The organism is Azospirillum halopraeferens DSM 3675 (assembly GCF_000429625.1).
In the GTDB taxonomy this organism is placed as follows: Bacteria; Pseudomonadota; Alphaproteobacteria; order Azospirillales; family Azospirillaceae; genus Azospirillum; species Azospirillum halopraeferens.
Map to the genome: position 1 here is coordinate 17,616 of NZ_AUCF01000036.1, position 20,143 is coordinate 37,758.

19 protein-coding genes are annotated in these 20,143 nt (G+C 70.4%); 13 read left to right on the forward strand and 6 right to left on the reverse strand.

What is annotated here, in order from left to right; translation table 11 throughout:
• Positions 1-5: 5 nt before the first annotated feature.
• On the reverse strand, positions 6-2,162 hold the full coding sequence (gene uvrB / locus G472_RS0122545; RefSeq protein ID WP_029010180.1) for an excinuclease ABC subunit UvrB: 2,157 nt from the start codon (positions 2,160-2,162) through the stop codon (positions 6-8).
• Between the two features lie 236 nt (positions 2,163-2,398).
• Between uvrB and G472_RS0122550 the strand changes: the two genes are divergently transcribed.
• Together G472_RS0122550 and G472_RS0122555 are read left to right on the forward strand one after the other, a co-directional pair.
• Positions 2,399-3,862 (forward strand): NADP-dependent isocitrate dehydrogenase, encoded by a 1,464-nt coding sequence (locus G472_RS0122550; protein ID WP_029010181.1) that lies wholly within the window; start codon positions 2,399-2,401, stop codon positions 3,860-3,862.
• Between the two features lie 344 nt (positions 3,863-4,206).
• Positions 4,207-4,572: a GcrA family cell cycle regulator gene (locus G472_RS0122555; RefSeq protein WP_029010182.1), complete on the forward strand. Its 366-nt coding sequence runs from the start codon at positions 4,207-4,209 to the stop codon at positions 4,570-4,572.
• A gap of 83 nt (positions 4,573-4,655) precedes the next feature.
• On the opposite strand, the gene G472_RS0122560 is transcribed toward G472_RS0122555, so the two are convergent.
• A complete protein-coding gene (locus G472_RS0122560) occupies positions 4,656-5,282 on the reverse strand; it encodes an exopolysaccharide biosynthesis protein (RefSeq protein WP_029010183.1) in 627 nt (208 codons plus the stop codon).
• 145 nt (positions 5,283-5,427) lie between these two features.
• On the opposite strand from G472_RS0122560, the gene G472_RS0122565 reads away from it, so the two are divergent.
• The 7 genes from G472_RS0122565 to G472_RS0122595 all read left to right on the forward strand — a co-directional run bounded on the left by G472_RS0122565 (position 5,428) and on the right by G472_RS0122595 (position 12,510).
• The gene (locus tag G472_RS0122565) at positions 5,428-6,387 is read left to right on the forward strand and encodes a sugar-binding transcriptional regulator (RefSeq protein ID WP_029010184.1); all 960 of its coding nucleotides are present in this window, start codon (positions 5,428-5,430) and stop codon (positions 6,385-6,387) included.
• Between the two features lie 258 nt (positions 6,388-6,645).
• Entirely contained in the window at positions 6,646-7,950 is a 1,305-nt protein-coding gene (locus tag G472_RS0122570; protein WP_051341162.1) for an ABC transporter substrate-binding protein, read from the forward strand.
• Positions 7,951-8,065: 115 nt separating this feature from the next.
• A complete protein-coding gene (locus G472_RS0122575; RefSeq protein WP_029010186.1) occupies positions 8,066-8,989 on the forward strand; it encodes a carbohydrate ABC transporter permease in 924 nt (307 codons plus the stop codon).
• Positions 8,990-9,001: 12 nt separating this feature from the next.
• Positions 9,002-9,820: a carbohydrate ABC transporter permease gene (locus G472_RS0122580; RefSeq protein ID WP_035693458.1), complete on the forward strand. Its 819-nt coding sequence runs from the start codon at positions 9,002-9,004 to the stop codon at positions 9,818-9,820.
• A gap of 27 nt (positions 9,821-9,847) precedes the next feature.
• A complete protein-coding gene (locus G472_RS35050) occupies positions 9,848-10,987 on the forward strand; it encodes an ABC transporter ATP-binding protein (protein ID WP_035693460.1) in 1,140 nt (379 codons plus the stop codon).
• A 23-nt stretch (positions 10,988-11,010) separates the two neighbouring features.
• Positions 11,011-11,784 (forward strand): SDR family NAD(P)-dependent oxidoreductase, encoded by a 774-nt coding sequence (locus G472_RS0122590; protein ID WP_029010188.1) that lies wholly within the window; start codon positions 11,011-11,013, stop codon positions 11,782-11,784.
• Between the two features lie 60 nt (positions 11,785-11,844).
• Positions 11,845-12,510: an HAD family hydrolase gene (locus G472_RS0122595; protein ID WP_029010189.1), complete on the forward strand. Its 666-nt coding sequence runs from the start codon at positions 11,845-11,847 to the stop codon at positions 12,508-12,510.
• 13 nt (positions 12,511-12,523) lie between these two features.
• Here the strand turns inward: G472_RS0122595 and G472_RS0122600 are convergent, their stop codons facing one another.
• Positions 12,524-13,420 carry an ROK family protein gene (locus tag G472_RS0122600; RefSeq protein ID WP_029010190.1) on the reverse strand — a complete coding sequence of 299 codons (897 nt, stop codon included), beginning with the start codon at positions 13,418-13,420 and terminating at the stop codon, positions 12,524-12,526.
• Between the two features lie 92 nt (positions 13,421-13,512).
• On the opposite strand from G472_RS0122600, the gene G472_RS0122605 reads away from it, so the two are divergent.
• On the forward strand, positions 13,513-14,478 hold the full coding sequence (locus tag G472_RS0122605) for a carbohydrate kinase family protein (protein WP_029010191.1): 966 nt from the start codon (positions 13,513-13,515) through the stop codon (positions 14,476-14,478).
• Here the strand turns inward: G472_RS0122605 and G472_RS0122610 are convergent.
• The 3 genes from G472_RS0122610 to G472_RS0122620 form a co-directional block, all read right to left on the reverse strand.
• Entirely contained in the window at positions 14,453-14,833 is a 381-nt protein-coding gene (locus G472_RS0122610) for an oxidoreductase (protein ID WP_029010192.1), read from the reverse strand. The two genes, G472_RS0122605 and G472_RS0122610, sit on opposite strands and share 26 nt — an antisense overlap.
• 137 nt (positions 14,834-14,970) lie before the next feature.
• Positions 14,971-16,194, reverse strand: coding sequence for an NADP-dependent isocitrate dehydrogenase (locus tag G472_RS0122615; protein WP_029010193.1), 1,224 nt, complete (start codon positions 16,192-16,194; stop codon positions 14,971-14,973).
• Positions 16,195-16,412: 218 nt separating this feature from the next.
• Complete coding sequence (locus tag G472_RS0122620; protein WP_029010194.1) at positions 16,413-16,997, reverse strand: LOG family protein; 585 nt, start codon at positions 16,995-16,997, stop codon at positions 16,413-16,415.
• Positions 16,998-17,156: 159 nt separating this feature from the next.
• On the opposite strand from G472_RS0122620, the gene G472_RS0122625 reads away from it, so the two are divergent.
• The 3 genes from G472_RS0122625 to G472_RS0122635 all read left to right on the forward strand — a co-directional run bounded on the left by G472_RS0122625 (position 17,157) and on the right by G472_RS0122635 (position 20,069).
• Entirely contained in the window at positions 17,157-17,624 is a 468-nt protein-coding gene (locus tag G472_RS0122625) for a c-type cytochrome (RefSeq protein ID WP_029010195.1), read from the forward strand.
• Between the two features lie 5 nt (positions 17,625-17,629).
• A complete protein-coding gene (locus G472_RS0122630; RefSeq protein WP_211100238.1) occupies positions 17,630-18,565 on the forward strand; it encodes a c-type cytochrome in 936 nt (311 codons plus the stop codon).
• A 406-nt stretch (positions 18,566-18,971) separates the two neighbouring features.
• Positions 18,972-20,069: a LysM peptidoglycan-binding domain-containing protein gene (locus tag G472_RS0122635; RefSeq protein ID WP_245593560.1), complete on the forward strand. Its 1,098-nt coding sequence runs from the start codon at positions 18,972-18,974 to the stop codon at positions 20,067-20,069.
• Positions 20,070-20,143: the final 74 nt, after the last annotated feature.

Consider the following 20,143-nt stretch of genomic DNA (forward strand, 5'->3'; position numbering starts at 1 on the left):
GGGCGTCAAGGCCCCTTGCGCCGCCGCCCCGACGGCTTGCCCGACTTGCGCTTGGGGTTGTCCCGGCTCTCGGGCACACCGCGGCCCAGGCGGTTGGTGGAGATGCCGATGCTGCCCTGCCCCTCGATGCCCAGATCCAGGTTCTCCAGGCGGCGGATCTCGTCGCGCAGGCGGGCGGCCTCCTCGAACTCCAGGTCGGCGGCGGCGGTGCGCATGCGCTTTTCCAGATCGGCCAGGACGGTCTTGAGGTTGTGGCCCACCAGGTTGCCGGCGCCGGTGTCCACCGTGACGTGGTCGCCGCGCTCGTAGACGCTCTCCAGGATGTCGCCGATCTTCTTGCGCACGGACTCCGGCGTGATGCCGTGCTCGGCGTTATACGCCTCCTGCTTCTCGCGGCGGCGCGCCGTCTCGTCGATGGCGTACTGCATGCTGGCCGTGACGGTGTCGGCGTAGAGGATGGCGCGGCCCTCGACGTTGCGGGCGGCGCGGCCGATGGTCTGGATCAGCGAGGTCTTCGAGCGCAGATACCCTTCCTTGTCGGCATCCAGGATGGCGACCAGGGCGCACTCCGGGATGTCCAGCCCCTCGCGCAGCAGGTTGATGCCGATCAGCACGTCGAAGGCGCCGAGCCGCAGGTCGCGGATGATCTCGATGCGCTCCAGCGTCTCCACGTCGGAGTGGATGTAGCGCACGCGCAGGCCCGCCTCGTGCATGTACTCGGTCAGCGCCTCGGCCATCTTCTTGGTCAGGGTGGTGACCAGCACGCGGTGCCCCCTGGCCGTGACCTCCTTGCACTCGGCGATCAGGTCGTCGACCTGGGTCTCGGTGGGGCGGACGATCACCTCCGGGTCGATCAGGCCGGTGGGGCGCACCACCTGCTCCACGAAGACGCCACCGGTGCGCTCCATCTCCCAGTTGCCGGGGGTGGCGGAGACGAACACCGTCTGCGGCCGCATCGCCTCCCATTCCTCGAACTTCAGCGGCCGGTTGTCGGCGCAGGACGGCAGGCGGAACCCGTACTCCGACAGGGTCGACTTGCGCATGAAGTCGCCGCGGTACATGCCGCCGATCTGCGGCACCATCACATGGCTCTCGTCGACGATCAGCAGGCTGTCGGGCGGCAGGTACTCGAACAGGGTCGGCGGCGGTTCGCCCGGGGCGCGGCCGGTGAGGTAGCGGCTGTAGTTCTCGATGCCGGCGCAGGCGCCGGTGGCCGCCATCATCTCGATGTCGAAGGTGGTGCGCTGCTCCAGCCGCTGCGCCTCCAGGAATTTGCCGTCGCGGGCGAACTCGTCCAGGCGCACCTTCAGCTCGCGCTTGATCTGCTCGATCGCCTGGTTCAGCGTCGGCTTGGGTGTCACGTAGTGGCTGTTGGGGTAGACGCGCACGGCCTCCAGCCCCGCCAGCTTCTCGCCGGTCAGGGGGTCGATCTCGTGGATGCCCTCGATCTCGTCGCCGAACAGGGACAGGCGCCAGGCGCGGTCCTCCATGTGGGCGGGAAACAGCTCGATGGTGTCGCCGCGCACCCGGAAGATGCCGCGGCCGAAGGCGGCGTCGTTGCGCTTGTACTGCAGCTCGGTCAGCGCCCGCAGCAGGTCGGGCTGGCGGATCACCTGTCCCTTGCGCAGGTCGACCGTCATTTCCGAATAGGTCTCGACCGAGCCGATGCCGTAGATGCACGACACCGACGCCACGATCACCACATCGTCCCGTTCCAGCAGCGCCCGCGTCGCCGAGTGGCGCATGCGGTCGATCTGCTCGTTGATCGACGACTCCTTCTCGATATAGGTGTCGGTGCGCGGCACGTAGGCTTCGGGCTGGTAGTAATCGTAGTAGGATACGAAGTATTCCACGGCGTTGTTGGGAAAAAATGACTTCATCTCCCCGTACAACTGGGCCGCCAGCGTCTTGTTCGGGGCAAGGACCAGCGTGGGTTTCTGCACGCGCTGGATGACGTGCGCCATGGTGAAGGTCTTACCGGAGCCGGTAACCCCCAGCAGCACCTGGTCGCGCTCGTTGCCGGTGATGCCGGCCACCAGCTCCTCGATGGCGCGGGGCTGGTCGCCGGCGGGCTGGAAATCCGACACGATCTCGAACGCCCTCCCCGCTTCGAGCTTGGCCAGCGGACGCTGCGGGATGGCGGACAGGACGGGATGAGCCATGGCAGGGAGCACTTCCGGCAGAAGAGGCGGGGGATACGGTACGGAACGGGAACCGATTATATGGCTCGTCCGCCCCACCCTGTCGAGCGCGGGCTTGCCCGGCGGCCTGCCGACGCCCATCCCTCCTGACATGAACAGCCCCCCGGACCGTGTTCGCCGAGCGCGGTCACGCGTCAAAATGATTCCGGTTTCGCGCGATCCGATCTAGGCTCGGCCCCTGACCGGGAGCCGCCGCCATGCCATCGTCCGATCACAGCCCGCCGCCCACCCCCATCACCGCCGCCGCCGGCGACGGCATCGGGCCCGAGGTCATGGAGGCGGTTCTGGAGGTGCTGGAACGCGCCGGGGCGCGTCTGGCCGTGGAGCACGTGACGGCCGGGGACGCCGCATACCGGCGGGGGCATGACACGGGGCTGGAGCCGGCGGGGTGGGAATCGGTGCGGCGCACCGGCGTGCTGCTGAAGGGGCCGGTCACCACGCCCCACGGGGCCGGGCAGCGGTCCCTGAACGTGGCGGCGCGCACGCGCCTGGGGCTGTTCGCCAACGTCCGTCCCTGCGTGTCCTATCATCCGTACGTGCGTACGCGCCACCCGCGCATGGACGTGGTCATCGTCCGCGAGAACGAGGAGGATCTGTACGCCGGGATCGAGCACCGGCAGACCGACGACGTCATCCAGTCGGTCAAGCTGATCTCGCGCCCGGGATCGGAACGCATCGTCCGCTACGCCTTCGAGTACGCCCGCACCAACCACCGCCAGAAGGTGACGGCGTTCGTCAAGGACAACATCATGAAGCTGACGGACGGGCTGTTCCTGCGCATCTTCCGCGAGGTCGCCGCCGAGTATCCGGAGATCCGCGCCGACCACCTGATCGTCGACATCGGTGCCGCGCGCCTGGCCGACCAGCCCGAACGCTTCGACGTCATCGTCACCCTCAACCTCTACGGCGACATCGTCTCCGACATCGCCGCCCAGGTCACCGGCTCGGTCGGGCTGGCCGGATCGGCCAACGTCGGCGAGCACTGCGCCCTGTTCGAGGCCCTGCACGGCTCCGGCCCCGCCATCGCCGGGCAGGGCGTGGCGAACCCGTCCGGCCTGCTCATGGCGGCGGTGATGATGCTGGTGCACATCGGCCAGGGCGAAGCGGCGGCGCGGGTGCACAACGCCTGGCTCAAGACCATCGAGGACGGGGTGCACACCGCCGATCTCTTCGCCCGCGGGCTCAGCCGCTACCGCGTCGGAACCCGCGCCTTCGCCGACGCGGTGGTGGAACGGCTGGGCGACCTGCCGCGCACCCTGCCCACCGTCGGCTACGCCAGCGGCCGGGTGGCCCCGGGACGGGCCGTGCGGGCCACCCCCCGCGTGCCGGCCGTCAAGACGCTGGTCGGCGTCGACGTCTTCCTGCACTGGGGCGGCGACCGGCCCGAGGAGCTGGCCGCACTGGTGGCGCCGCTGGGCGGCGAGGCGCTGCGCCTCACCGGCATCTCCAACCGCAGCCAGTCGGTGTGGCCGGAGCCCAACCCCTCGGTCCTGTGCACCGACCACTGGCGCTGCCGCTTCCGCGCCCGCCCCGAGGGGGCGACCGTCTCCCACCGCGCCATCGTCGACCTGCTGGCGCGCGCCGCCGAGGCCGGACTGGACTTCATCCAGACCGAAAACCTGTGCGATTTTGACGGCACCCCTGGCTTTTCCGCCACATAGGCCATGCGGCCGGTCGCCGCATCATAGGCGGTTCGGCCGGGCCGATCGGTTGTACTCCCTTCGCGCAGAATCAAAGGGTTAGGCCGCGGATTCGGTGCGTCGTCGCACGCGAAGCGTGCACAGGCACGCCGAAAACGGGGTGGCTGCGGCGGCGTACCGCGCCTGCGCGGGGACTTATGCACAGAAAGTTCGCCTCTCCCCTCTATCCCTGAAGACGTCCATCTGGTAGCTTCCTCAACACCAAGCAACAAAATGTTGCGGTTTATGGAAAACGGGCGGCTGCCGAACGGCCTGCGCACGGGGGCCGGGCCGGGCCGAGGGAACCGGACCAGTGGAGACAGGGGATGAGTTGGACGGACGAACGGGTTCAACAGCTTAAGGACCTGTGGGCGAAGGGGCTCAGCGCCAGCGAGATTGCCGACCTTCTCGGCGACATCACCCGCAACGCCGTGATCGGCAAGGCACACCGCCTTGGCCTGTCGGGGCGCCCGTCGCCCATCAAGAAGAAGCCCACAAGGGGCGCCACGATCCTCAGCCTGACCGAGCGCATGTGCAAATGGCCGGTGGGCGACCCCAAGCACCAGGATTTCCACTTCTGCGGCAAGCCGTCGCTGCCGGGCCTGCCCTATTGTGCGGAGCACGCGGCGATCGCCTACCAGCCCAGCAACACCAAGAAGCGGGACGAGGATCGCAACGTCGGCGCCGCCTGACCCGGCGCCGGGCCGCGGCCCGGCGATCGGTTCGCGTGTGCCGCAGGGGACGGATGGGCGGCGGGATGGCGTGGCGCGGGGATCTACCCCGCCATGGCAACGCCGACCATGCGCACGCTGACGGCGGCCAGACCGGCGGTGCCGACGACCGCCACCAGGGACAGCCCGATGCCGGCAACCACCGCCGCGCCGTCGCGCACCACCAGCCCCAGAGCCAGGACCAGCACCGCCAATCCCGGCAGCAGATTGCCGAACGGGATCGGCAGAGTGATCAGCAGCCCCATCACCAGCACCACCAGCCCCAACGGACGTTCCATGGCCCGGCGGGTCAATCTCCGCCACCGCGGTGCGGTGCGCCGTTCGATGCGCTCCAGCAGCGGTGCCGCGCGGTCCAGCACGGCCATGGTGAACGCCGGCGGCACGCGGCGGCGGGTCAGCCAGCCGGGCGCATGCACCTGCTCCCGCCCGGCCATCATCTGCAACGCCACCAGCACCAGCGCCGCACCGAAGACCAGCCCGGACGGAAAGCCCGGCGTCGGCACCACCGCGGGGATGGTCAGGGCCAGCAGCAGGAATCCCGGGGCGCGGGGTCCGAGATGGACCAGCAGGTCACCCAGCGTGGTCTCGTTCCCGGTCATCCCGTCGCGGATACGCCTCAGCAAAGCGGACGCCGCCGTTCTGCGCCGCCGCTCGCCCCGATGCCGCTCCATACCCGCCCCCACCGTCCGCGGTAACCCGCCGTGTATGTGGTGGTGCGCGGTGCATACGGAAAGAGGGAGAACGCACGGCTTGCCCCGTACGCCGCGCGACGCGCACAATGGCCCGGTTCCCGGTCACAATTCCACGGTGACAATCTTGGGCAAGCCTCCCTCCGACACGGCGGATCGCCGGCTCGACCTGGCGGCGCGGGCCGCATGGCTCTACTACATCCGCCGCCGCACCCAGGACGAGATCGCCGCCGTGCTCAACGTGTCGCGCCAGAACGCGCAACGGCTGGTTGCCCTGGCGTTGTCGGAAGGGCTGATCAAGTTCCGCCTCGACCATCCCGTCGCCGCCTGCGCGGAACTGGCCGATCGGCTGACCGACGCTTTCGGGCTGCTCTGCTGCGATGTCACGCCGACCGACCGCGACGCCCCGGACACGGCCGCGGGAATTGCCATCGCCGCCGCCGACCGGATCGAAGCGTACCTGTCCCAGAAGGCACCGGCCACGCTGGCCCTCGGCACCGGCCGCACCCTGCTGGCGGCCGTGGCCGAGGTCCCGACCATGGAGCGGCCGCAGCACAAGATCATCTCGCTGGTCGGCAATCTCACCCGCGACGGACGCGCCAGCCCTTATGAGGTTGTGATGCGCCTGGCCGACCGCGTCGGCGCGCAATGCTATCCGCTGCCGCTGCCCGTGGTTGCCGACAGCGAGGAGGAGCGGCGCATGCTGCAGGCCCAGCGCTCCTACACCAAGGTCGGCGCACTGGTGGCCGAGGCGCGCGCGGTGTTCGTCGGAATCGGCGGCATCGGCTGGAACATGCCGCTGCACGCCGACGGGTTCATTACCGACGCCGAACTGTCGGAGCTGATGGACGCCGGGGCGGTCGGCGAAATCCTGGGCTGGGCGTTCGACGATGGCGGGCGATTGCTCGCAACCGGATCGAACGCCCGCCTGACGGCGCACCGCCTCCCGCCTCCCGCCGACCGCCCCATCATCATCGTCGGCGCCGGCCCCGGCAAGCTGCCCGCCCTGCGCGCGGCCCTGCACGGCCGCCTCGCCAGCGGCCTGATTACCGACGAAGCCACCGCCGCGGCGATCCTTGCCGACTGACCTCGGCCACCGCAGCCCACCCCCCCTGGCGCCGCAATTCCCGCCGCTGTAACCGCCCTGCCGCGCCGGCGCGGCAGGGCAGCGCCGGCCCGCGCCCGATCCGGATAACGGGAACGACGATCTCCCATAAGTCCTACCCCTCTCCGCCATCCCTTCCGCAGGGTTGACGAGGCGGATTGTTGGGTTCATCATTTGCTCGATGGCCGGGCAAATGCTCGAATGACCCGGCGCCCCATGGGAGGAAGGACCGTGACCAAGATGTTCGTCGCCGGCGTGGTCGCCGGTGCCCTGCTCGCCTCCACCGCAATTGCCCGGGCGGAGACGCGCCTGACCATCGCCACCGTCAACAACGGCGATATGATCGTCATGCAGCGGCTGTCGTCGCACTTCGAACGCCAACACCCGGATATCAGGCTCAACTGGGTGGTCCTGGAGGAGAACGTGCTGCGCCAGCGCGTCACCACCGACATCGCCACCAGGGGCGGCCAGTTCGACATCCTGACCATCGGCACGTACGAAGTGCCGATCTGGGCCAAGCAGGGCTGGCTGGCGCCCCTCGACGATCTGCCGGCCGGGTACGCGGTGGAGGACGTGCTGACGCCGATCCGCGAAGGGCTGTCGCACGATGGCCGGCTCTACGCCCTGCCCTTCTACGGCGAAAGCTCGATGACCTTCTACCGGAAGGATCTGTTCGACGACGCCGGCCTGACCATGCCGGCCCAGCCGACCTACGAGCAGGTGACGGAATTTGCCCGGACCCTGCACGATCCCGCCAACCAGCGGTATGGCATCTGCCTGCGCGGCAAGCCCGGCTGGGGCGAGAACATGGCCTTCGTCAGCACGATGGTGAACACCTTCGGCGGCCGCTGGTTCGACATGGAGTGGAACCCCGCCATCGACACGCCGGAATGGCACCGGGCGGTCGGGACCTACATCGACCTGCTGCGGAACTACGGCCCGCCGGGCGCGTCCAGCAACGGCTTCAACGAGAATCTGGCGCTGTTCGCCAATGGCCAGTGCGCCATGTGGATCGACGCCACGGTGGCCGCCGGCATGCTCTACAATCCCGGCCAGTCGCGGGTGCACGACAAGGTCGCGTTCGCGCAGGCCCCGGTCGGCTCCTGGGAAAAGGGCAATGCCTGGCTGTGGTCGTGGGCGCTCGGCATCCCGTCCACCTCGCAGAAGGCCGACGCGGCGCGGCAGTTCGTCACCTGGGCGACGTCGGCGGACTATGTCGGGCTGGTGGCCGAGGAGGAAGGCTGGGTGGCGGTGCCGCCCGGCACCCGCGCCTCCACCTACGCCCGCGCCGAGTACACCGCCGTCGCCCCCTTCGCCGAGTTCGTGCTGGCCGCCATCCAATCCGCCGATCCGGTGAAGACCACGCGCGATCCCAAGCCCTACATCGGCATCCAGTACGCCGGCATTCCCGAGTTCCAGGCCATCGGAACCCAGGTCGGACAGACCATCGCGGCGGCTCTGACCGGACAGGTCACGGTGGAGCAAGCCCTGAAGAGCGCCCAATCGGCGACGGAACGCACCATGCGGCAGGCCGGCTACCGCTGAGCGCGGCGGACCGGCACCCCGTCGCGGCGGGCGTCCCTTCCTCCCCGGGGGGGGGCCCGCCGCCGGTTCCCCGCCGCTCGTCGCCCGCCCGCTCCACGCCAGAAGGAGGCTACCCATGCCGTCCTCCGCCGCTCTCGGCGTCGCCCCGACCGCGAACGCCCCGGCGCGCCGTCCGGCCCGCCGCTCGCTGTCGACGCTGCCGTTCCTGGCGCCATCGGTCATCGTCCTGCTGCTGTGGATGATCGTGCCGCTGGCGATGACGCTCCACTTCTCGTTCATCCGCTACAACCTGCTGAACCCGGCGCTCGGCGGCTTCGCCGGGTGGAGCAACTACGAGTTCCTGCTGACCGACCCGGCGCTGTGGACGGCGCTGGCCAACACGCTGCTGCTGGTGGGCTGGGTGCTGGTCATCACGGTGGGGCTCGGCACGCTGCTGGCCGTCCTGTTCGATCAGGACTTCCCCGGGCGCGGCATCGCCCGCCTGCTGGTCATCGCTCCCTTCTTCGTCATGCCCACGGTCAGCGCGCTGATCTGGAAGAACCTGATGATGCACCCGATCAACGGGGTCATGGCCTTCGTCAGCCGCAGCCTGGGCTTCACGCCGGTGGACTGGTTCGCGGAGTTCCCGCTGACGTCCGTCATCATCATCGTGGCGTGGCAATGGCTGCCCTTCGCCCTGCTGATCCTGCTCACCGCCATCCAGTCGCTCGACCACGAGCAGCGGGAGGCGGCGCGCATGGACGGCGCCGGACCGGTGTCGATGTTCGTCTTCATCATCCTGCCCCACCTCGGGCGCGCCATCGGCGTGGTGGTGATGATCGAAACCATCTTCCTGCTGACCGTCTTCGCCGAGATCCTGGTGACCACCTCCGGCGGCCCCGGCCTGGCCACCACCAACCTCGCCTTCCTCATCTACATGCGCGCGCTGCTGGAGTTCGACGTGGGCGGCGCCTCGGCCGGCGGGGTCATCGCCATCGTGCTGGCCAACATCGTCGCGTTCTTCCTGGTCCGCGCGATCGCGCGCAACCTCGCAACCTAGGGGAGGCGGAGCATGCAAAGCACCCGCAGCCGCATCGTCCACGCCGCGCTCGGCTGGACCGTGGCGCTCGTCATGTTCTTCCCGATCTTCTGGATGCTGTTGACCGGCTTCAAGACGGAGATGGACGCGATCGCCACCCCGCCCACCCTGTTCTTCGCGCCGACGCTGGAAAACTATGCCGAGGTGCATCAACGCGCCGACTACCTGAGGTTCGCCGGCAACAGCGTCGTCATCTCCTTCGCCGGCACGGCCCTGGCGATCGCGCTGGCGGTACCCGCCGCCTACGCGATGGCCTTCTTTCCCACGAAGCGGACCCGCTCGACGCTCCTGTGGATGCTGTCCACCAAGATGCTGCCACCGGTCGGCGTGCTGGTGCCGATCTACCTGCTGGCCCGCGACAGCGGGCTGCTCGACACGCGCACGGGCCTCGTCATCATCTACACGCTGATCAACCTGCCGATCGCGGTGTGGATGCTCTACACCTTCTTCAAGGAGGTGCCGCACGAGATCCTGGAGGCCGGGCGCATGGACGGCGCCGGACCGCGGCAGGAGCTTGTGCATCTGCTGCTGCCGCTGGCGGTGCCGGGCATCGCATCCACCGCCCTGCTGCTGCTGATCCTGTGCTGGAACGAAGCCTTCTGGAGCCTGAACCTGACGGCGGCCAACGCCGCCCCGCTCACCGCGTTCATCGCTTCCTTCTCCAGCCCGGAGGGGCTGTTCTGGGCCAAGCTGTCGGCCGCCTCGACCATGGCCATCGCGCCGATCCTGGTGCTGGGCTGGTTCAGCCAGCGCCAGCTCGTGCGCGGCCTCACCTTCGGCGCCGTCAAATAACCACCCCATCCACGGGAGCATCGTGCCATGGCCAACGTCAGCCTGCGCGAGGTGCGCAAGGACTACGGCAGTTTCGAGGCGATCAAGGGTGTCAGTCTGGACGTTCGCGACCGCGAATTCGTCGTCTTCGTCGGGCCGTCGGGCTGCGGCAAGTCCACGCTGCTGCGCATGATCGCCGGACTGGAAAGCATCACCGGCGGGGATCTGGAGATCGACGGCCGCCGCATGAACGAGGTGGGGCCGGCCGACCGCGGCCTGGCCATGGTGTTCCAGAGCTATGCGCTCTACCCCCACATGAGCGTGGCCGACAACATGGCCTTCAGCCTGCGCCTCGCCGGCGTGCCCGCGGCGGAGCGCGAGCGCAAGGTCCGCGAGGTCGCCGGCATCCTCCAGCTCGGTCCGCTTCTCCACCGCAAACCCGGGGAGCTGTCGGGCGGCCAGCGCCAGCGCGTCGCCATCGGCCGCGCCATCGTGCGCCAGCCCAAGGTCTTCCTGTTCGACGAGCCGTTGTCGAACCTCGACGCCGCCCTGCGCGTCCGGATGCGCATCGAGCTTGCCAAACTGCACGAAAGCCTGGCGGCAACGATGATCTACGTGACGCACGACCAGGTGGAGGCGATGACCATGGCCGACAAGATCGTCGTCCTGCAGGGCGGCGTCATCGAGCAGGTGGGCAGCCCTCTCGATCTCTACCACCACCCGCGCAACCTGTTCGTTGCCGGCTTCATCGGTTCCCCCACCATGAACCTGCTGCCGGCGTCCGTCACCGCCGTCGGTCCGGCCACCGTCACCGTCCGCCTCGCCACCGGCACGGAGGTGGCCGTGCCGGTCCTGGCCGGCCCGCTGCGTCCGGGCGACGCGGTGACGCTCGGCGTGCGGCCGGAGCATCTGAACCTCGGCGCCGACGGCGCCTCCGGTGTCGCCGGCGAGGTGCTGGTCGCGGAGCGGCTGGGCGGCGCCACATACCTGCACGTCCGGGCGGGCGGGGGGACGATGCTGGTGGTGCAGGTCGACGGCGACACGCCGGTCCACGTGCACGACCGGGTCCTCGTCCCCGTCGACGGCCACCGCTGCCATCTGTTCGGCGCCGACGGCCTGGCGCTGGAGCGGACCGGGCGCCACCCGCTGGCCGACGTCACGCGCGCGCCGCGCCCCCTCACCCATTGACCGCCGGAACCGGGAGAGCACCCATGTACATGCAGAAATACGATCTGTCGGGCCGCACCGCCCTGGTGACCGGCGGCGCCCGCAACATCGGGCTGGCCTGCACCCTGGCGCTGGCCGAAGCCGGCGCGCGCCCCGTCGTCGCCGACCTGACCGAGGAGCTGGTGGCGTCGGGCTGCGACGCGCTCGCCCGCGCCGGGTACGCCGCCGAAGGGCTGGTGCTGGACGTCACCGACCCCGACGCGGTGACCGCCGCCGCCGATCGGCTGAACGCCGACGGTGCCGCCGTCGACATCCTCGTGTGCAACGCCGGCATCGCCCGCAGCGACGTTCCGGCCGAAGAGGTGACGGACGAGCATTGGCGCAACGTCATCGACATCAACCTGAACGGCGTCTTCTGGTCCTGCCGCGCCTTCGGCCGCCACATGCTGGCGCGCCGCGCCGGCGCCATCGTCACCGTTGGCTCCATGTCCGGCTTCATTGTCAACAAGCCGCAACCGCAGAGCTACTACAACGCGTCCAAGGCGGCGGTCCACCACCTGACCCGGTCGCTGGCGGCGGAGTGGGCGGAGCGCGGCGTGCGCGTCAACGCCGTGGCACCGACCTACATCGAGACGTCGCTGACCCGCTTCGGCATGGAAGACCCGCGCATGTACCCGGTGTGGCTGGAGAACACGCCGATGCGCCGCGTCGGCCAGCCCGACGAGATCGCGTCGGTGGTGCTGTTCCTCGCCTCGGACGCGGCCAGCCTGATGACCGGCAGCATCGTGCTGGCCGACGGCGGCTACACCTGCTGGTGAGGGGACGGCGATGGACGGGCTCGCTTGCCGCCGGCCGCCGGGCGGCACCGGGAGGGTCGCATGAACGGACCGGTCATCTTCGACTGCGACGGAGTGCTGGTGGACAGCGAGCCCATCAGCCTGCGCTGCACCGCCGCCGCGCTGACCGCCGCCGGCTATCCGATCGGGGTCGGCGAGGTGAGGCACAGGTTCCTCGGCATCAGCACCGCCGCCATGGTGCGGGAGGTGGAGCGCGACACCGGCCGGCCGATGCCGCCGGGGTTCGTCGACGGCCTGCGCCACGCCATCCTGGCTGCGTTCGAACGCGAGCTGCGGCCCATGGACGGGGTGGCCGGCCTGCTGGACCGGCTGGACCGGCCGGCGTGCGTCGCCTCCAGCAGCGTTCCCGAGCGCATCCATATGGCGCTGGCCGTCACCGGGCTGATCGACCGGCTGGCACCCAACCTGTTCAGCGCCACCATGGTGGCCTGCGGCAAGCCGGCGCCGGACCTGTTCCTGCTGGCGGCGTCGCGGATGGGGGCGGTGCCGCCGGCACACTGCATCGTGGTGGAGGACAGCCCCGCCGGCGTGCGGGCCGGACGGGCCGCGGGGATGACCGTCTTCGGGTTCGTCGGCGGCAGCCACCTCGATCCCGCGGTGGACGGCCCCGGCCTGTACGAGGCCGGGGCCCACCGCGTGTTCCGCCGCATGGCGGAGCTGGAGGAGGCGATCCGTGCCGTGCCGTGACGCCGCGCCGGCCTCAGGGCGGCCACAGCCGGGCCGCCCCGCGCACGCCGCTGGCGTCGCCGTGGCGGGCGCGGCGCACCGGGGTGCGGCACTCGCCCCCGAACACCCACTGCGCCATCCGCGGAGGCACGGTGCGGTAGAGCCGGTCGATGTTGGACAGGCCGCCGCCCAGCACGATGACGTCGGGGTCCAGCAGGTTGACCGCGTGGGCCAGAGCCCGGGCCAGCCGCTCCTCGTAGCGGGTGAGCACCGCGTCGGCCAGGGGATCGCCGGCGGCGGCCTGCCGGGCAATGGCGGCGGCCGGCAGGGCGCGGCCGGCTGCGGCGACGTACTCCGCCTCGAAAGCCGGACCGCACAGGTAGGTTTCGATGCAGTCGTGGCGACCGCAAAAACAGGGTCGCGGCACCATGGCGTCGCCGTCGCACCGGGGCAGCGCGTTGTGGCCCCACTCGCCGGCCACCCCGTTGGGCCCCTCGTGCATCACCCCCGCCAGCGCGAGTCCACCGCCGCAACCGGTCCCCAGCACCACCGCGAACACCACGCCGGCACCGGCGGCGGCCCCGTCCATCGCTTCCGACACGGCCAGGCAGTTGGCGTCGTTGGCGCAGCGCACCGGACGGCCGAGGGCGGCCTCCAGGTCGCGCCGGATGGGATGGCCGACCAGCCAGGTGGAGTTGCAGCCCTTCACCAGCCCGGTCGCGGGGGAGATGGAGCCTGGCATGCCCACGCCGACCGTGCCGCGCTCGCCCAGCGTCTCCTCGATGCCGTCCACCAGGGCGGCGACCGCGGCGAGGGTGGCGGCGTAGTCACCGCGCGGCGTGGGCACGCGGCGGCGCAGGCGCTCATGGTCCAGAGCGTCCATGGCGACCGCCTCGATCTTCGTCCCGCCGAGATCCACACCGATCCGCATCGCTGTCCGCCCGCTCCGGTCGGATCGATCTTATGCAAACGAACGGGGGCGGACCAGCCCCCGCCACCCACCCGGGGTACAGGACGACGGCCATGATCCTTTCGTGCGGCGAAGCCCTCATCGACTTCCTGCCCGCCCCGACGGGCGGTGCGGCCGGTTACGTGCCGCACCCCGGCGGCAGCCCGTTCAACGTCGCCGTCGGGATCGCCCGGCTGGGGGCGCCGGCCGGCTTCCTCGGCGGTGTCTCCACCGACTTCTTCGGCGACCTGCTGGTCGGGGCGCTGGCGCGCGACGGCGTCGACCGGCGTTTCGTGGTGCGGTCCGGCGCACCGACGACGCTCGCCTTCGTCAGCCTGCCCGACGGCGGCGAGCCGCGCTACGCCTTCTACGGCACCGGTGCAGCCGACCGGGCGCTGGAAGCGGCAGCACTTCCCGCCGACCTCGGCCCCGTCCGCGCCATCCATACGGGGTCCTTCAGCCTGGCGGTGGAGCCGGTGGGAACGGCGCTGGGCACCCTGTTGGCGCGCGAACGCGGCCGCCGGTTCCTGTCGCTGGATCCCAACGTGCGGCCGGCCATCATCGGCGATCGCGATGCCTTCCGGCGGCGGCTCGACGGGCTGCTGGGGCTGGTCGACCTCGTCAAGGTCAGCGGCGCCGATCTCGACTGGCTCGATCCCGGGCTCCCCCCGGAGGCGGTGGCGGAGCGCTGGCTCGGCCTCGGCCCGCACCTGGTCGTGGTGACGGGCGGCGCCGGGGGAGCCCGGGCCTACCGCCGCGGCGGCTCGCTGGCCGTCGCGGCCGATCCGGTGACCGTGGTCGACACGGTCGGCGCCGGCGATGCCTTCATGGCCGGCCTGCTGGCCGGCCTGCACGAGCGCGGCGGCCTCGGGTCCGGCACCCTCGGAGCGATGCCCGACGCCGAACTCGCGGCGGTCCTGCGCTTTGCAAACCGCGTCGCCGCGCTGACGTGCGCCCGGCCCGGCGCGGACCCGCCGCGGCGGGACGAGGTGGCGCGGCAGGAGGCCGCGGCCCTCAGTACTCCGACGAATCGTGCTTGAAGCGGACCAGCCGGCCCTGCGACAGGGACAGCATGAGCTGCACCACCACCTCGTGCACGATGATGGTGTGGTGGTTGTCGGTGTCCTGCATGTGCCGGCGCAACGCTTCGCGCACCTTGGCGACGCCGGTCACGTCGATCAGCAGGTCCAGCGTGTCGCCCAGGCGGGCCAGCTCCATGAAATCGGTGGTGGTGGTGACGCCGGCGTCCCGGGCCAGCCGCATGCCGGGGGCATCGGCGTCCAGATCGGCGACCCCCAGCACCTCCACGAAGGGGGCGTCGAGCAGTTGACGCAGAAGCGGCGTGCCGGTTTCGCCGGCACCGATGACGGCGACGCGGAAGATGGTGTTGGGCATTGGGTTTCCTGACACTGGACTCGACCTCGGTCGCGCACCCGGTCCCGGAAACGGAACCGGGGGAGCTTGCGCTCCCCCGGCACTGTCCCCGAAACGCACCGTCCGGGGAAAGCGGTGTGGTGTCGCACCCGGAACGTTCAGCTCCAGGCACCCATCTTCTTCTGCAGGTTCTCGTCCAGCTTGTCGAGGAACTGGCGCGTGGTCATCCACGGCTGCTCCGGACCGATGAGGATGGCGAGGTCCTTGGTCATGTAGCCGGATTCCACCGTCTCGACGCAGACGCGCTCCAGCGTCTGGGCGAAGCGGGTGACGTCGGGGGTGCCGTCGAACTTGCCGCGGAAGGCCAGGCCCTGGGTCCAGGCGTAGATCGACGCGATCGGGTTCGTCGACGTCTCCTTGCCCTTCTGGTGCTCGCGGTAGTGGCGGGTCACCGTGCCGTGGGCGGCCTCGGCCTCGATCGTCTTGCCGTCCGGCGTCATCAGCACCGAGGTCATCAGGCCCAGCGAGCCGAAGCCCTGCGCCACCACGTCCGACTCCACGTCGCCGTCGTAGTTCTTGCAGGCCCACACGAAGCCGCCTTCCCACTTCAGCGCCGAGGCGACCATGTCGTCGATCAGCCGGTGCTCGTAGGTGAGGCCCTTCGCCTTGAACTTGTCGGCGTAGTGGGCATCGAAGACGGCCTGGAAGATGTCCTTGAAGCGCCCGTCGTAGGCCTTGAGGATGGTGTTCTTGGTCGACAGGTAGACGGGGTAGCCGCGCTCCAGGGCGTAGACGAAGCTGGAGTGGGCGAAGCCCTCGATCGAGTCGTCCAGGTTGTACATGCCCATGGCGACGCCGGCGCCGGGAAAATCGAATACCTCGTGCTCGATCGGCTCGCCGCCGTCCCTGGGCACCCACTTGATGGTCAGCGAGCCGGCCCCGGGGATGAGGAAGTCGGTCGCCTTGTACTGGTCACCGAAGGCGTGGCGGCCGATGATGATCGGCTTCTGCCAGCCCGGCACATAGTGCGGGATGTTCTTGCAGACGATGGGCTCGCGGAAGACGGTGCCGCCGATGATGTTGCGGATCGTGCCGTTCGGCGACTTCCACATCTTCTTGAGGTTGAATTCCTGAACGCGCGCCTCATCCGGAGTGATGGTCGCGCACTTCACGCCGACGCCATACTGCTTGATCGCGTTCGCCGAATCGATGGTGACCTGGTCGTTCGTCCGGTCGCGCTCCTCGATGCCCAGATCGTAGTACTTCAGGTCGACGTCGAGGTACGGAAGGATCAGCTTGTCCTTGATGAACTGCCAGATGATGCGGGTCATCTCGTCGCCGTCGAGTTCGACGACCGGATTGGCTACCTTGATCTTGGTCATGGGTGCGGTTTCTCCCCCTTGGGGTGTGGGCGTCGTGTTTGTCCTTGGGCGCCGGGCGCGCCGTTCGGCGGGAGTTTCCCCCCGCGTCCGGCGTCTTCAGCGCAAATCCGGGGTCCCGGACGTGAGGCAACGGCGGCTTTATAGACTGCCGCGTTGCAGAAAGGAAGGCGCGGCGGGGGCGCGGCGCGCCCCGGAACGCCCGGTTCACGCCAAAAGGATCACAGGCGCCCCGTCGCCGGGGGCACGGCCGGTTCCGGCTGCCGGGCCAGGGCGTCCCAGACGTCCGCGACGCTGTCGACGACGGTGAACAGGCCGCGGTTCTCCGGCCGGCAGAAGCCGGCATCGGTCATGCGGTCGACCAGCGTCACCAGCGGGTCCCAGTAGCCGTCGACGTTGACCACCACGATCGGCTTGTCGTGCAGGCGCAACTGCCGCCACGTCAGCACCTCGAACGTCTCGTCCAGCGTGCCGAGCCCGCCCGGCAGCACCAGGAAGGCGTCGGAACGGTCGACCATCATGCGCTTGCGCGTGTGCATGCTGTCGACGACGTGCAGTTCGGTGAGGCCGATGTGTTCCACCTCCAGCGACTGGATGTGCTCGGGGATGATGCCGACGACCTGCCCCCCGGCGGCCAGGGCGGCGTCGGCCAGGATGCCCATCAGGCCGACACGGCCGCCGCCGTAGACGACGCGGATGCCGCGCTCCGCCAGCCCCGCGCCGAGCGCGTGGGCGGCCTCCTTGTAGCTGTCGGCGACACGGCTGGAGGAGCCGCAATAGACGCACACGGAACCCGGGGCCTTCATCGGCGAACCCTTCCTCACGTTCGGCTTCACGATCCTGTGACTGGCGGGAAACCGCTGCCCGTTACACCATCGTCCGGGGGTTTGACAAGGCCGGCCGGTTCCCGCCCGCCGGCCATCCGCCCCGCCAACCGGGACCGAACAGGGAAGGGACCACCGTCCATGCGAACGCTCACCATCCTGGCCGCCGCCGCAGCGGTCTGCATCGCCCACGCCGGCAGCATGGCGCCGGCGCTCGCCGCCGACCCGCTGGCGCAGGTCAAGGAACGCGAGACGCTGATGAAGAAGCTGGGCGGCGGCATGAAGGCCGTCGGCGGCTTCGTCAAGAACGAGGGCCCGACGGCCGCCGACGTGCAGGCCGCCGCCGCCGCCATCACCGAGGTGTCGACCGTGGACCCCCGCACCGTGTTCCCCGAGGGAACCGCCATCGGCGTCGGCGACAGCGAGGCCAAGCCCGAACTCTGGCAGAACTGGACCACGGCGGAAGGGTACTGGAACGACCTGAAGCCGGCGGCGGAGCAGTTGACCGCCGCGGCCGGCAGCGGCGACCGGGCGCAGGTTGCCCGCGCCATGCAGGCGGTCGGCAAGGTCTGCCAGACCTGCCACGAGGATTTCCGCCTGAAGAAGTGAGCACCATGCGCGCCGCCGCCCCCGCCGCAGCCCGAGCCACCGTCCGCGCCGCCGTCCGCGCCACCCTCGCCGGCGCCGTCATCGCCGTCGCCGGCGCCATGGCCCTGCCGGCCGCCGGGCAGGACCCGCCGGCCGCCGACCCGTCATCGGACGATCCCGTCGCACGCGGAGCGTACGTGTTCGCCGCCGCCGGGTGTCTGGGCTGCCACACGGACGTGAAGGGCGGCGGCACCCTCCTGGCCGGAGGGCGGGCGCTGGAGACGCCGTTCGGCACCTTTCACTCGCCCAACATCACACCGCACCCGCAGCACGGCATCGGCGCCTGGTCGGAGGCCGACTTCGTGCGCGCCTTCCGCGACGGCCGCCGGCCGGACGGCGACGCCCTGTTCCCGGCCTTCCCGTACGGGTCCTACACGGGGATGACCGAGCGGGACCTCCTGGACCTCAGGGCGTACCTGTTCTCCCTGCCCGCCGCGGATACACCCAACCGCCCGCACGATCTGGACCCGCCTTTCGGCTGGCGGTTCCTTCTCCCGGTCTGGCAGTGGCTGTACCTGGAGCGCGGCCCGCTGGCCGACGATCCCTCGCAGCCGCCGGAGTGGAACCGCGGCCGCTATCTGGTGGACGTGCTGGGCCACTGCGGCGAATGCCACACCCCGCGCTCCCGCCTGGGCGGCCTGGACCGCGATGCGCACATGGCCGGCAACCGCGCCGGGCCGGAGGGCGAAGCCGTGCCCAACATCTCCCCGAACCCGGAACGGGGAATCGGCGCCTGGTCCATCGGCGACATCGAACTGTTCCTGGAAATCGGCATGATGCCCGACGGCGACTTTGCCGGTGGCTCCATGGGCGAAGTCATCACAAACTCCACGTCCAAACTGACAGCGGAGGACCGCCGCGCCATCGCCGTGTACCTGAAGTCGCTGCCACCGCAACCCTGAGACGGCACCGCCGCACCGCCGCCCGGAAGGCGTACGCCACCGCCACCCGGCGCCGTATTGCGCTGTTGATCCCGCGCGCGGAACGGTCGATAGTTCATGAGTGAATCGACCGTCCCGGTCGGTGTTCCGGTGCGGACCTGCGGCGGTGAAAGCATACATCATACTGGGCGGCGCGGCCGCGCTACTGGCGGGGGTCGGCGTCATCGCCATTCGGCAACCCGAACCGGTGCCCGCACCGGTGCCGGTAACCGTGCGCCCGGCCGATGTCCCGGTGACCGAGACCACCGTGACCCAAACCACTGCGGCCGAGACCACCGTGCCGGTCACCGCCGGGCCGCCGACGGCGGCGGTACCGGATGCCGAATCGGACCTACCGCCACCGGACACCCCGCCAACGGATGCGATGATGTCCGCGGTCCCCGCCCCGACGCCCAAGCCGGAGCCGGAACCGCCGGTACCCGCCACCGCGCCGGCACCCCCGGCAGAGACCGTACAGGCCGTCGACGCCGCGGAGCCGCCGCGATTCGACGTGGTTCGGATCATGCCGGACGGTGAGGCGGTACTGGCCGGTCGGGCGCACCCCGGTTCCTGGGTGACGGTGCTGGACGGCGACCGGGTGCTGGGCGAGGTGACCGCCGACCGGCGCGGCGAATGGGTGCTGTTGCCAACCGCGCCGCTGCCACCGGGGTCGCGCGAACTCAGCCTGCTCGCCCGCCCGGCCTCCGGCGCACCGGAGGGCGCAACCCTCGCGTCCGACCGTGTGGTCGTCCTGGTGGTCCCCGAACCCGCCCGCGACGTGGCCGGCCGCCCGACGGACGGCCCGGCGGAGCCGCTGGCCGTGGCGGTTCCCCGCGACGGGGTGGGCGCCTCCACCGTCCTCCAGGCACCGCCTCCGCCCCTTCCGGCACCCGAACCGGTCCCGGAAACGGCGGAGATCCGGCAGGATCCGCCGGCAGCGGAGGAGGCCGCGATGCCGACCCCGCCCCCGGCGGAATCGGCTGCCGCCCGTCCGGCACCGGGCGGTGCGTCGGCGACGATGGTACCGCCGCTGCCGGCCGGCGGCGTCTCGGTGGAAACGCTGGATTACGATGCCGCCGGCAACGTCGCCATGGGCGGACGGGCGACGCCGGGCGCGGCAGTGCAGCTTTATCTCGACAATCTGCTGGTCGGGCGGGCGCACACCGACCCGGCGGGTCAGTGGCGCCTGAAGCCCGAGCGGTTGATCGACCCCGGCCTGTACACGCTGCGGGCCGACCAGGTCACCGACACCGGCCGGGTGACCGCACGGGTGGAATTGCCGGTGCAGGTGTCCGACGTACCGCCCGATCTCCCCCGGGACGGGCGCATCGTCGTTCAGCCCGGCAACAGCCTGTGGCGGATCGCCCGCCGCACCTACGGCGACGGCTTCTTCTACACCCTGATCTATCGGGCCAATCGGGAGCAGATCCGGGATCCCGACCTGATCTACCCCGGCCAGATCTTCACCCTGCCGCCGGGGCAATAACCGGCCGACCGCTCTATGCTCACACCACGCCGGCCAGGCTGAGAACCGCGATCACCACGACCACCACGCCGACG